Origin of the sequence: Pelagibacterium sp. 26DY04, from assembly GCF_031202305.1 — a bacterium.
Lineage (GTDB): Bacteria > Pseudomonadota > Alphaproteobacteria > Rhizobiales > Devosiaceae > Pelagibacterium.
On the sequence record NZ_CP101731.1, the window covers coordinates 2,885,016 to 2,897,935 of the forward strand.

Here is a 12,920-nt window from a genome sequence, read left to right on the forward strand (position 1 = left end):
CCGGAGCTCCTTTCTTACAGAGTGGGGAATGTGAACTGGGCGCCGGATTTTATCCCCGCCGGCCAGCGCGTGGTGACGGTCTTGAGGCGCGTATAGAAATGCACGCCCTCCGGCCCGTAGATCGAATGGTCACCGAACAGCGAGCGCTTCCAGCCGCCGAAGGAATGATAGGCGACCGGCACGGGGATGGGGACGTTGACCCCCACCATGCCCACTTCGATACGGTCCGCGAAATCGCGCGCCGCATCGCCGTCGCGGGTGAAGATGGCGACGCCGTTGCCGTATTCGTGCTCGTTGATCATCTTGACCGCGTCGGCATAGGCCGGGGCACGGACCACCGAGAGCACGGGGCCGAAGATTTCCTCGCGGTAGATGGTCATCTCGGGCGTCACGCGGTCGAACAGCGTGCCGCCGACATAGTAGCCGTTCTCATACCCCTGGAGCGAGAAGCCACGGCCGTCGACAACGAGTTCGGCGCCCTCTTCGATGCCCTTGTCGATATAGCCCAGAACCTTGTCGCGATGCTGGCTGGTAACGAGCGGCCCCATCTCGGCATCCTTGTCGGTCGCCGGGCCGATCTTGAGGCTTTCGACGCGCGGTTTCAGGCGCTCGATCAGTGCATCCGCAGTGCGCTCTCCCACCGGCACGGCGACGGAAATCGCCATGCAGCGCTCCCCAGCGGACCCGTACCCGGCCCCCATCAGCGCATCGGCTGCCTGGTCCAGGTCCGCATCGGGGAGGATCACCATGTGGTTTTTAGCCCCGCCCAGCGCTTGCACGCGCTTTCCCGCTTTCGTGCCGCGCTGATAGACATATTCCGCGATCGGGGTGGAGCCGACAAAGCTCACGGCCTTGATATCTGGATGGTCGAGGATGTGATCGACAGCTTCCTTGTCCCCATGGACGACGTTGAGCACCCCTTCGGGGCAGCCTGCTTCCATGAGCAGGTTCCAGGCCAGCATGGGCGCGGAAGGGTCGCGCTCCGAGGGTTTGAGGATGAAAGTGTTGCCGCAGGCGATCGCCGCCGGATACATCCACATGGGCACCATGGCCGGGAAGTTGAACGGGGTGATCCCGGCAACGACCCCGAGCGGCTGGCGATCTGCATAGGCATCAATGGCCGGGCCGACATTGCGGGTGAAGGTGCCCTTCAAAAGCTCGGGAATACCGCAGGCATATTCGACGCATTCGATGCCGCGCTGCACCTCGCCCAGCGCATCGTCATGGGTCTTGCCGTGCTCGCGCGAGATTTCGCGGGCGAGATCGGCGGCATGACGGTCGAGCAGTTCCTTGAACTTGAACATCACCCGGGCACGCTTGAGCGGCGGCGTGTTGCCCCAGGAAACCTGAGCCGCCTTGGCGCTGGCGACGGCCTCATCGATTTCCGCCGTGGTCGAAAGCGGCAATTCGGCGATCTGTTCGCCGGTTGCCGGATTGAAGACCGGCGATCGGCGGGTGCTCGCGCTCACGCGCCTGCTGCCGGCGATCGCGTTTTCGATGATCTGCATCAGCAGGCCTCCCGTAGAACAATTGTTTTATCTATTAAGATATAGAATAAACGTTCCATTCTACTCAAGGCCCCGCAAGATCTCGGCCAGCGTTTCCACGATCCGGTCGATATGGGCTTTTTCAACGATCAGCGGCGGGGAGAGCGCGATGATATCGCCGGTGGTGCGGATCAGAACGCCCATTTCGAACGCCTTGACGAAGGCCGAAAAGGCCCGCTTCGTCGGCTCGCCGGCGATGGACTCAAGCTCGATGGCGCCGACGAGGCCAATGTTGCGGATGTCGATCACATGGGGCGCATCCTTTAGTGAATGCAGCGCCTCCTCCCAATAAGGTCCAAGCTCCTGGCCACGCGTCAAAAGCCCTTCCTGCTTGTAGGTTTCGAGCGTTGCAAGCCCGGCAGCCGAGGCGATCGGGTTGCCCGAATAGGTATAGCCGTGGAAAAATTCGATAAGGTGCTCGGGCCCGGTCATGAAGGCATCGTGGATTTTGGCCGAGGTGAACACCGCCCCCATGGGGATCACGCCATTGGTCAATCCCTTGGCGGTGATCATGATATCGGGGGTGACGCCGAAATAATCGGCGGCGAACGGCGTACCCAGCCGTCCGTATCCGGTGATGACCTCATCGAAGATCAAAAGGATGCCATGCTTGTCGCAGATTTCGCGCAAGCGCTTGAGATAGCCCGGCGGCGGGATCAGAACCCCCGTCGATCCCGCCACCGGTTCGACGATCACCGCGGCGATCGTCGATGCGTCGTGAAGCGCGACAATGCGCTCGAGTTCGTCGGCCAGTTCCACCCCATGCTGCGGCTCGCCGCGCGAAAAGGCATTTTTGGCCAGATTGTGCGTGTGAGAAAGGTGATCGACGCCCGTTAAAAGCGTGCCGAACATCTTGCGGTTGGCGACGATGCCGCCCACCGAGATGCCACCGAAATTGACTCCGTGATAGCCGCGCTCGCGCCCGATCAGCCGTGTGCGGCTCCCCTGCCCGATCGCCTTCTGATAGGCCAGCGCCACCTTAAGGGCCGTTTCCACCGATTCCGAACCCGAATTGGTGTAGAGCACATGGTCGAGCCCGTCGGGCGCCAGATCGACAAGCCGGTTGGCCAATTCGAACGCCTTGGGGTGTCCCATCTGGAAGGCTGGCGCGTAATCGAGCTCGGCGGCCTGGCGCTGGATGGCTTCGGTGATCAGCGGACGGCAATGGCCGGCATTGACGCACCAGAGCCCCGCCGTGCCATCGAGCACTTCGCGCCCGTCGGCGGTGGTGTAATGCATATCCTTGGCGCCCACGAACATGCGCGGACTCTTCTTGAACTGCCGGTTCGCGGTGAACGGCATCCAAAAGGCGCCAAGGTCGTTCGGAATGGACGAACCCTGAGACATCGATGTTCCCTTTCCGGCATCATGAGGCGTGCCGGTTGTTGAATTCGGCCAGAATTTTTTTGACCGAATGGAAAAATTCTAGCACTCTCGGTCGCAGGTTCAAGGGGTATAATTCATCGCCCGCTCTGCTAAAGAGAAGGGCACCGGGTTTCGTCGCAGGAAACCCGTGGGAGGCAATCGCCGAAAATGAGCACAGATGCTGAAAGTCCCCGCCCGGTAACCCGCATCCAGCGCGAAAAGCAGGAACTGATCCTCGAAGCGGCGCTGGACGTCTTCTCCCAATTCGGCTTCCGCGGCTCGACCATCGACCAGATCGCCGAAGCGGCGGGAATGAGCAAGCCCAACCTGCTCTATTATTTCAAGTCCAAGGAAGACATTCACGCCCCGCTCCTGGCCCGCATTCTCGACATCTGGCTCGAGCCGCTGCGCGAGATGAACGCGGAGGGCGATCCCCTCCCCGAGATCCAGTCCTATATCCGCCGCAAGCTGGAAATGAGCCGCGACTATCCGCGCGAAAGCCGGCTGTTCGCCAACGAGATGCTGCGCGGGGCGCCGGGATTCTACGATATCCTGCACACCGAACTCAAAGAGCTGGTCGACGAGAAATCCAAGGTGATCAGGGGGTGGATGGCCGAGGGCAAGATCGCCAAATGCGACCCCTATCACCTGATCTTTTCCATCTGGGCCACCACACAGCATTACGCCGATTTCGACATTCAGGTCCGTGCCGTTCTCGGGCGCGAACGCGGCGGCGAGGGCCGGTTCGAGGACGCCGCGCGTTTCCTCGACCAGCTCTACCTGCACGGGCTGAACCCGAAGAAAAGCTAGGTGTCGAGTTCGGGATAATACCGGAAAATGCCGTTTTCGTTGAACGGCAGTCGCCGCTCGCTTTTCAGATACGCGGCCAGTTTCGGATCGCCTTCAAGGCTGTCGGCCAAGGCAAACACCGCCGCATGCCGGTCGGCCATCCGCGCCATGGCCCTGGGGAATGCATATTGCAGGCCGCGCATCAGGTGGAACAGCGACAGGTCCACATAGCTCACCGCTCCGCCGACCAGATGCTGGGGACCATCTGGATTGCGATCGAGCACGCGTGCGAACCAGGCGAGGAATTTCGGAATGCGATCGGCGCGGAATTCCTCGGCGCGGCGCTTGGATTCGGGCTTCTGATCCTCGTAGTAGCGCCCCATCCCCAAAGGATGGTGCACGTCATGGGCTTCGGCCACCATGTCGGCGATGGTGAGCTGAATCTGCAGCATCCAGTTGCGTGATGCCTCATCGTCCGGCGCAAGGCCGAGGCGCGGACCGAGATAGTGAAGGATCGCCGCCGTCTGGCCGATGACGACATCGCCATCGCGCAGATAGGGTGGCGCAAAGCTGGGGGTGATGATTTCGGGATCGGTGAGGAGGTCGGCAACCGAGCCCTCCCGGTTCATCTCGCGATAGTCCGCGCCCGCATATTCGAGCGCCAACCGGACGAATTCGCCGCGGCCGGGAATGCCGCCCCAATAGAAAAGTTCGTAAGCCATGCCCCGCTAACCGGCAGAGCCCCGCCTCGGTTCCCGCGGACATAAAAAGGCCCTGTATGCGGCTTTGGCGCTCCGCATACAGGGCCAAGGGGCAGGCCTCACTCCTGCAGGAGTGTGTTTAGCCGATCAAAACATGACTGTAAAGATCATAATTTGAAGCGCGGGAAAAAATGCGCGAAACGTTCCGCACTTAGAGGTGGAGGGATCAGTTGAGCTCCATGCCGAGCATTTCGATGCCCAGGCGCGAGCGCATGGCGCGTCGCTTGTCGGTAAGGTCGGCGATGGTGTAGGAGCGCAGCACGGCAAAGAAGGCTTCGAGCGCTTCATAGAGCGCGCCGTTGAGTTCGCACCCGCCGACCAGCGGGCAATTGGTTTCCCCGCCTTCGAAACATTCCGCCAGGGCGAAGTTTTCTTCTGTGAGCTTGATCACGTCCAAAAGCGTGATCTCGGCGGCCGGGCGACCGAGCCGGATGCCGCCATGGCGGCCGCGCACGGTTTCCAGCAGACCGTTTTCCACCAAGGGCTTGATCAGCTTGAACAGGAACAGCTCGGAAATGCCATACGCCTTGGCGATGTCGCTGACCCGGGAAAGGTCCGGCGCATTGATGGCGCAGTACATCAGAGTGCGTACGGCATAGCTTGACTGGCGTGTCAGTCTCATCGTGATGGTCCCGGATTGGCAGCCTGGCTGCGCAGGAATTTCTGGCTGCGATTCGCCTTGCATCAGCTCATCGCAAGCGGTGCAAAGATTATAACAATTCTAAACTATGTCAAGAAAAGCTGACCGCACATTTCAGGATTTGCCGCTCCGCCAAACCCCTTTTCTTTTGCTGGACACGCTCTAGGATCGCGCCGCGACATCAACCCTGGTTTGGAGGCAATCCGTGGCACGCAAGATCATCATCGACACCGACCCCGGCCAGGACGATGCGGTGGCCATCCTCTTGGCCCTGGCCAGCCCCGAGGAAATCGATGTCGCGGGAATCGTCGCGGTCGCCGGCAATGTCGGGCTCGCCCAGAATGCCAAGAACGCGCTGAAGGTGGTGGAGCTTTCCGGGCGGCGCGACGTTGCGGTTTATGCCGGCTGTGCCCCTCCGATGATGCGGGAACTGATCACGGCGGAACATGTCCATGGCCAGACCGGCCTCGACGGACCGGACCTGCCAGAGCCCAAGCTTCGCCTCGAGGCCCAGCACGGCGTCGATTTCATCATCGACACCATCCGTCGCGAGCCGGAAAAAACCGTCACCCTTTGCGCGCTCGGGCCGTTGACCAATCTGGCCATGGCGCTGATCAAGGCTCCCGATATCGCCGAAAGGATCGAGGAAATCGTCCTGATGGGCGGCGCCTATTTCGAGGTCGGCAACATCACGCCGGCCGCCGAATTCAACGTCTATGTCGATCCCGAAGCCGCCAAGACGGTGTTTGCCTGCGGCGCGCCGATCACCATGATGCCGCTCGACGTCACCCACCAGATGCTGGGCACGCCCGAGCGCGTGGCCGCGTTCTCGGCCGTCGGCAACCGCTCGGGAGCGGCGGTTGCGGCGATGCTGGGTTTCTCCGAGCGCTTCGATCTCAAGAAATACGGCTGGTCCGGCGCGCCGCTGCATGACCCTTGCGTGATCGCCTACCTCCTCGCGCCCGAGATCTTCAAAGGAAGGGTGTGCAATGTGGAAATCGAGACGGCCAGCCCGTTGACCCGTGGCATGACGGTCGCCGACTATTGGCATGTCACCGATCGCCCCCGCAATGCCAGCTTCATCCGCTCGGGCGATGCCGACGCGTTCTATGCCCTGCTCACCGAGCGCATAGCGCGCCTGCCGTAAAGGATTGCTCCCCATGAACTATTTCGTCTCCACCGATTGGCTCGCTGCCCATCTCGATGATCCCTCCGTGCAGATCGTCGATGCTTCCTGGCACATGCCGAACACCGGCCGCGACGGGCGCTCCGAATTTGAACAAGGGCACATCCCCGGCGCCGTGTTTTTCGATATCGATGCCGTGGCCGATACGAGCAGCGGGCTGCCCCACATGCTGCCCGATGAGAAAACCTTCGGCGAGATGGCAGGGGCGTTTGGGCTTTCGGCGGACAAGACCATCGTCGTCTATGACGAGCATGGCCTTTTTTCCGCCCCTCGCGCCTGGTGGACCTTTACCGTCATGGGCGCAAGTGAGGTGAAGATCCTCGAAGGCGGCGGGCCCAAATGGCGCGCCGAAGGGCGCCCGCTCGAAACGGGCAGCGCGAACCTGGCCCCGGCCCGGTTCGAAGCGCGGCTGGATGCAGAGGCGGTCGCCGGCTTCGATCAGGTGCTGGCCGCAAGTACTGCCGGCGATCAGATTCTCGATGCCCGGAGCCAGGCGCGCTTTACCGGCGAAGCGCCCGAGCCTCGGGCCGGGCTGAAATCGGGCCACATACCGGCAAGCCGCAACCTGCCTTTCGACAAGCTCATCGAAAACGGCGCCCTCAAATCCGACGCGCAATTGGCAACCATCATCCGGGAAGCCGGCATCGATCCCATGAGGCCGGTGATCACCTCCTGCGGATCGGGCGTTACCGCCGCAGTGCTAGCGCTGGCCCTCAAGACGGTGGGCGCGGACAAGGTCAGGCTCTATGACGGCTCATGGACCGAATGGGGCGGACGTGACGATGCGCCCGTGGAAACGGGACCTGCCCGATCAGGCGGCGCTTGAGACGTTCTGCGAGACTCGGTTGCGGCCGGACCGCTTGGAGAGATAGAGCGCGTTGTCGGCCTTGCGCAGCAGCGTATCGAGGCTCGTCTGGGGCTTTTCGGCCAATGCTACGCCCGCGCTGACAGTGCACGTCACGGCCTGATCGCCGGCCTGATGGACCATGCGGCTCATCAGGCCGCGGACCCGCTCGGCAAGCGCCAGGGCATGGGAGGACGAGCTTTCGGGAAGGACGATGAGGAATTCTTCCCCGCCCAGTCTCACGACTATATCCCCGTCACGAACGTTCTCGGCGAGCATTCTCGCGAAATTGCAAAGGACCAGATCCCCGAAGGCGTGGCCGTTGCGATCGTTGAGACCCTTGAAATCGTCGAGATCGAAGACCACCAGCGCCGTGCCCTGAACCACCAGTCCCGTGGGAAATCGCTCGAACAGGGCGCGGCGGTTGTTGAGCCCGGTCAGTGGATCGATCAGCGATTCCGCCTGATGCCGGCGGCTGATGCGCTCCTGATGGATAGTCACGAACAGTCCGCCGATGCCGGTGATGGCGATCACCGAGACGAAGAGATTAAGGCTCTCGGCCCAATTGTCGGGCACCCTGCCACCCAGATAGAGCGGCGTCTCAAGTGCCATCACGACCACACACAGGGCAAAGGAGACGGCAAGCATGGCGTGCAACACCACGATCGCGGTGATCGGGCCCGGCGATTCCGCTCTGGCGGTCCAATAGTGATAGCCGCAAAAGCTGAGCAGAATCGCGCACATCACATTGATGAAGATGAAGCTCAAACCATCAAAGCCCATGAACGCCGAAGTGACGATGGGGGCAGCGCCAGCGAGCGCCAGGACGATGACCGTGCGCGCGTCGAACCAATCGTCGCGGAATTGCGTCAATGCTCCATAGCTCAGGGCAAAGGCCGTGGTCAGCAGTACGCCGGCAACCACCGCATGCAGACTTTGGGCAGTGGCGTGGAAGGTGGAAAATCCGATGATCGCCACAATAATGATGGCGATGCACATTGCCCATGTGAACAGGAAACTGGAACCACGCTGCCGCAGCCACGAACTGGCAAGCGTAAAGCAGAGCGCTATGCCGGCCGCGCCCGATGCCATCAGCAGGGAATTGTAATCGAGACCCATATCGCCAGCGAATTGAGTAACGTCCATGCCCACCTTTATCACCATACGACTTTATGCGGTATTGAACCTCGACAACTGGTGTTCAAACCCTTATCGGGTGACCGCACAATTTTTACCGTTTGGTCGGGAAAAGTCGCCGCTTCGTTGCTTTTCGCTTTTTAACGAAGCCGGTTTCTGTTTTCCTACACCCCCAAGGAGCCGCGACACCTTCGGTCTGGACGGCTCCCCGAGGGCAAAAACAAAGAGATGGGGTAAACCCGCTGGCAATGAAGCAGATTCTGGAGCTAAGGGACGTTCATAAGTCCTTCGCCGATATCGAGGTGCTCAAGGGCGTGTCGCTGGGCGCCAGCGCCGGCGACGTCATCTCGCTGATCGGTTCTTCGGGATCGGGCAAATCCACGCTGCTGCGCTGCATCAACATGCTCGAAGTGCCCAACCAGGGCGCTGTCGGCGTCGATGGCGAATTTGTCTCGCTCTCGGCCGAGGGGCCGCACCGCCATCCCACCGACGCCGCACAGCTCCAGCGCATCCGCTCCAAGCTGGGCATGGTGTTCCAGTCCTTCAATCTCTGGTCGCACATGACGATCCTCGAAAACGTTATGGAAGCGCCCGTTCTCGTGCAAAAGCGGGGGCGCGAAGAGGTAAAGGAGCAGGCGATGAGCCTGCTCGACAAGGTGGGTATCGCCGACAAGGCGCAATCGTTTCCCGCGCAACTGTCGGGCGGCCAGCAGCAGCGCGCGGCCATAGCGCGCGCGCTCTGCATCAACCCCAGGATCATGCTGTTCGACGAGCCCACATCGGCGCTCGATCCAGAACTGGAAGCCGAGGTGCTCCGTGTCATCAAGATGCTGGCCGACGAGGGCCGCACCATGCTGCTGGTCACCCATGACATGAAATTCGCGCGCGAAGTCTCCGACCGGGTCATTTTCCTCCACCTCGGCAAGATCGAGGAAGAAGGAACGGTCGATGAAGTCTTCGGCGCCACCAAATCCGACCGGTTGCGCCAGTTCCTGAGCGCTGCCGGTCACGCCTGACCGGGGCGGCCATCATGCATAAAGGGACCCGGTTTTACTTCACCAACCAAAGCACTGAGGGAACTCAAAAATGAAAAAGGTGATCCTTACGGCGGCCGCGCTGGCCGTTCTTTCCACCGCCGCAACCGCGCAGGAAGTCCTGCGCGTGGGCACCGAAGGGGCTTATGCGCCCTGGAACTTCGTCAATGACGCGGGCGAGTTGGCTGGCTTCGAGATCGACCTGGCCAACGCCATCTGCGAACACACCGGCATGACCTGCGAGTTCGTGCAGAGCGAATGGGATCCGATCATCCCCAACCTGATCGCGGGCAATTACGATGTGATCATGGCCGGCATGTCGATCACCGACGAGCGGCTCGAAACCATCAACTTCACCCAGAACTACTTCCCGCCCGATCCCTCGAAATTCCTCGCCGCGGCCGGTTCGGGCATCGATCCGGCAACCGCCACCGGCCTGCGCATCGGCGTCCAGAGCAATACGATCCAGGCCGGATATGCCGAGGAAAATCTTGGCGACGACAACACCATCGTCGCCTTTGCGACCTTTGACCAGTCGATCGCCGACCTTGCTGCCGGCAATGTCGACGTGGTTCTGGCCGACGGCTCGTCCCTCGATCCGGTGGTCGCCAACTCGGGCGGAGCGCTCGAATTCGTGGGCGAGGAAGTCCGCGTCGGCGGCGGCGTGGGCGGCGGTGTTCGCAAGGAAGACACCGAACTGCTCGCCACGCTCGACGAAGCGCTGACCGCGCTCAAGGCAGACGGGACCGTGGACGCACTGATCGCCGAGTGGTTCGACGGCCAGGGCCCCTATTTCGCGGAATAAATCGCAAATTTTCAACCCGGCGCCCCGGCGCCGGGTTTTCCATAGGATGACGACGTGGAATCGGAAGCCTTCTGGCTCTTTGATTGGCTAGGCGAAGACTTCGCCTTCTGGTTCGCCTATCTGACCAATGGCAAGCATCTGAGCTGGTACGCCAGTTTCCGCTTTACGATCACAGCCGCGATTTTTGGGGCCGTGCTCGCGCTGGTGTTCGGCGTTCTGGGCGCGACGGCCAAATCGTCGCGCTTTGCGCCGCTGCGCGTCATCGGCACGCTCTACACCAATATGGTGCGGGGCATTCCCGACGTATTGTTCTTCCTGTTTTTCCCGCTCGCTTTCGAGCAGGGCGTCGAGTGGGTTCTGGCAACCCAGGTCTGCACGCCCGAAACCATCGCCGCGACGCAAGCCAACTGGCCGCCCTGCAACGAGGCCAACTGGATCCTTTCGACAGACCAATATCTCGCCCTCGCCTGCCTTTCCCTGGGCATCATCTATGGCGCCTTCGCCGCCAACGTCATCTATGGCGCCATGCGCGCGGTGCCGTCCGGCCAGCTCGAAGCGGCGCGCGCCTATGGCATGAGCGAGATGCAGGTGCTGTTCCGCATCCATATCCGCCAGATGTGGGTCTATGCCCTGCCCGGACTGTCCAATGTCTGGATGCTGCTCATCAAGGCCACATCGCTCCTCTCGCTCCTGCAGATCGCCGACATCGTCTGGTGGGCCGGACAGTTGGGATCGCCCAACTTCCTGCCCCAGGCCGGATTGGTCCATGGCGATTGGCGCTGGGCCTATTTCATCGCCCTCTTCGTCTTCTATATCCTCGTGACCCTCATTTCCGAAAAAGCCTTTGGCCGGCTCACCTTATGGGCGCGGCGCGGCATGCCGGTGGAGGGCTAGAATGGAAACGCTTTCCCTCCTCTGGCGCGAGATCGCATTTTTCGCCCAGCCGGCGCTCTACAACATCTATTTCGCGCTCGCCTCACTGCCTATCGGTTTCGGGCTGGCCCTGCTGGTCGCCCTTGGCAAGAACTCGGGCAATCCCATCGTTCGGCGCCTCTGCTCGGCCTATGTCTATGCCTTCCGCGGTTCGCCGATCTTCATCCAGCTCTTCATGTTCTATTCGATCATGCTGGCGCTGAACCCGGTGCTCTGGCGGCCATGGGGCATCAACTGGCTGATGATGAACCCGCTCTTCATCGGCCCCCTGGCGCTGGTGATGAACACCACCGCCTATACGGCGGAAATCCTCTATGGCGCCTTGCGCACCGTGCCGCGCGGCGAACTCGAGGCGGCCCGCGCCTTCGGTATGAGCCCCTGGCAGGTGTTCCGCACCGTCACCTGGCCAAACATGATCCGCATCGCCTGGCCGGCCTACACCAATGAAGTGGTGTTCCTCTTCCACGCCACCGCCCTCATCTACCTCACCCTGCCGGTGATCGACGGCCAGCGCGACATCATGAACGCGGCGCAATACCTCTTCGAGCGCGACTTCAACGCCTTCCTTCACTTCCCCGTCGCCGCGCTGTGGTTCCTTGGGATTTCGCTGGTGATCTTCTTCATCTTCGGGCGCATCTACGAACGGCTGATGCGCCATATGCCCAAACAGCGCAACGCCGCCCCGCCGCGTCTGCGTTTCCGCCCCAAATACATTCGATAGACCCATGCCCCTAAACCGCACTCTCCACCGCATCGACACCGACGCTCCCGGAACGACGACGGAACTCACGATCTTTGAGATCGGCCCCGGCGATGCCGGGCAGAAGGTGTACCTCCAGGCCGCGCTCCATGCCGACGAGCAGCCGGGGATCATGGCCATCCACCATCTGCTGCCCCTCATCGAGGCTGCCGATGCCAGGGGCGAGTTGCGGGCAAAGTTCACCATCATGCCCATGGTCAATCCGCTGGGCATGAACCAGCGCCTGTTCGGCGATCATGTGGGGCGCTACGATTTCCGCTCCGGCACCAATTTCAACCGCCGCTGGCCCGAACTGTTCGCCGCGGTCGGCCAGGCCGTCGCGCCGCGCCTCACCGATGACGCCGAGGCCAATGTGCGCACCATCCGGGCGGCGGTGCGCGAATGGCTCGCGGCCCAGCAGCCGCAGACGGCGATGCAGAAGCTGCGCCATCTGGTGATGACCCAGGCCTATGACGCGGACTACGTGCTCGACCTCCATTGCGACAACGAAGCGCTGGTGCACCTGTTCGTCACCCCCGAATCCATGGCCGAATTGACCGAGCTGGCCGATCACATGGGATCGGTGGCCCAGTTGACGGCCGAAGATTCCGGCGGCGGGTCGTTCGACGAGGTCTGGCCCTCGCTCTGGACCCGGCTGCGCGCTGTCCACCCCGATAAGCCCATTCCCTTTTCGGCTCGCGCCGCGACGCTGGAATATCGCGGGCAGCCCGATGTGTTCGACGCGATCGGCAAAAAGGACGCGGCTGGCCTCTTCGCCTTCTTCCAGGCCAAAGGCCTGATTGCCGGCGCTCCGCCAGCCGTCGAGCCCGCCCCTGCCCCGTTGCCGCTAAGCGCGACCGAGATGCTGCGCGTGGATAAAGCCGGGCTGCTCGCCTATCGGGTCGAGCTGGGCGAGCATGTGGAAAAGGGGCAGCCGGTTGCCGATCTCATCGCCCTCGATGGTCCCGGCGCCTTCACCGAGCGTACGTCCGTCCTGGCCGGAACCGCGGGCCGGGTGATCTCACGCAACCAGTCCAAATTCGTCGTGCCGGGTGATTCGATCGCCAAGATCGTGGGCACCGAGCCCCTCCCCGGCCGCGAGGGTTATCTCCTCGAGGATTGATCGCGAAACTAGAGCCA

13 protein-coding genes are annotated in these 12,920 nt (G+C 61.9%); 8 read left to right on the forward strand and 5 right to left on the reverse strand.

The genetic code is table 11. From position 1 onward, the window contains the following. Positions 1-14: 14 nt before the first annotated feature. Together NO932_RS14290 and NO932_RS14295 are read right to left on the reverse strand one after the other, a co-directional pair. Positions 15-1,508 carry a CoA-acylating methylmalonate-semialdehyde dehydrogenase gene (locus NO932_RS14290; RefSeq protein WP_309207961.1) on the reverse strand — a complete coding sequence of 498 codons (1,494 nt, stop codon included), beginning with the start codon at positions 1,506-1,508 and terminating at the stop codon, positions 15-17. A gap of 60 nt (positions 1,509-1,568) precedes the next feature. Beyond that, the gene (locus NO932_RS14295) at positions 1,569-2,894 is read right to left on the reverse strand and encodes an aspartate aminotransferase family protein (RefSeq protein ID WP_309207962.1); all 1,326 of its coding nucleotides are present in this window, start codon (positions 2,892-2,894) and stop codon (positions 1,569-1,571) included. Between the two features lie 186 nt (positions 2,895-3,080). On the opposite strand from NO932_RS14295, the gene NO932_RS14300 reads away from it, so the two are divergent. Further along, the gene (locus tag NO932_RS14300; RefSeq protein WP_309207963.1) at positions 3,081-3,722 is read left to right on the forward strand and encodes a TetR family transcriptional regulator C-terminal domain-containing protein; all 642 of its coding nucleotides are present in this window, start codon (positions 3,081-3,083) and stop codon (positions 3,720-3,722) included. Here the strand turns inward: NO932_RS14300 and NO932_RS14305 are convergent. Both NO932_RS14305 and rirA read right to left on the reverse strand, forming a co-directional pair. Beyond that, positions 3,719-4,423 carry a glutathione S-transferase gene (locus tag NO932_RS14305; RefSeq protein ID WP_309207964.1) on the reverse strand — a complete coding sequence of 235 codons (705 nt, stop codon included), beginning with the start codon at positions 4,421-4,423 and terminating at the stop codon, positions 3,719-3,721. The two genes, NO932_RS14300 and NO932_RS14305, sit on opposite strands and share 4 nt — an antisense overlap. 205 nt (positions 4,424-4,628) lie before the next feature. Continuing rightward, a complete protein-coding gene (gene rirA / locus NO932_RS14310; RefSeq protein ID WP_309160309.1) occupies positions 4,629-5,084 on the reverse strand; it encodes an iron-responsive transcriptional regulator RirA in 456 nt (151 codons plus the stop codon). 223 nt (positions 5,085-5,307) lie between these two features. Between rirA and NO932_RS14315 the strand changes: the two genes are divergently transcribed. Continuing rightward, complete coding sequence (locus NO932_RS14315; RefSeq protein WP_309207965.1) at positions 5,308-6,249, forward strand: nucleoside hydrolase; 942 nt, start codon at positions 5,308-5,310, stop codon at positions 6,247-6,249. A 13-nt stretch (positions 6,250-6,262) separates the two neighbouring features. Then, positions 6,263-7,114, forward strand: coding sequence for a 3-mercaptopyruvate sulfurtransferase (gene sseA / locus NO932_RS14320; RefSeq protein ID WP_309207966.1), 852 nt, complete (start codon positions 6,263-6,265; stop codon positions 7,112-7,114). On the opposite strand, the gene NO932_RS14325 is transcribed toward sseA, so the two are convergent. Then, the gene (locus NO932_RS14325) at positions 7,100-8,278 is read right to left on the reverse strand and encodes a GGDEF domain-containing protein (protein ID WP_309207967.1); all 1,179 of its coding nucleotides are present in this window, start codon (positions 8,276-8,278) and stop codon (positions 7,100-7,102) included. The genes sseA and NO932_RS14325 overlap by 15 nt on opposite strands. A gap of 239 nt (positions 8,279-8,517) precedes the next feature. Here NO932_RS14325 and NO932_RS14330 point away from each other — a divergent pair, with 239 nt between their 5' ends. The 5 genes from NO932_RS14330 (at position 8,518) to NO932_RS14350 (ending at position 12,903) form a co-directional block, all read left to right on the forward strand. Further along, a complete protein-coding gene (locus tag NO932_RS14330; RefSeq protein ID WP_309207968.1) occupies positions 8,518-9,285 on the forward strand; it encodes an ATP-binding cassette domain-containing protein in 768 nt (255 codons plus the stop codon). 70 nt (positions 9,286-9,355) lie between these two features. After that, positions 9,356-10,108 carry a transporter substrate-binding domain-containing protein gene (locus NO932_RS14335; RefSeq protein ID WP_309160304.1) on the forward strand — a complete coding sequence of 251 codons (753 nt, stop codon included), beginning with the start codon at positions 9,356-9,358 and terminating at the stop codon, positions 10,106-10,108. A gap of 54 nt (positions 10,109-10,162) precedes the next feature. Beyond that, entirely contained in the window at positions 10,163-11,002 is an 840-nt protein-coding gene (locus NO932_RS14340) for an ABC transporter permease subunit (protein WP_309207969.1), read from the forward strand. Position 11,003: 1 nt separating this feature from the next. Further along, entirely contained in the window at positions 11,004-11,762 is a 759-nt protein-coding gene (locus NO932_RS14345) for an ABC transporter permease subunit (protein WP_309207970.1), read from the forward strand. Positions 11,763-11,766: 4 nt separating this feature from the next. Next, positions 11,767-12,903, forward strand: coding sequence for a M14 family metallopeptidase (locus NO932_RS14350; protein WP_309207971.1), 1,137 nt, complete (start codon positions 11,767-11,769; stop codon positions 12,901-12,903). The last annotated feature ends 17 nt before the right edge of the window (positions 12,904-12,920 follow it).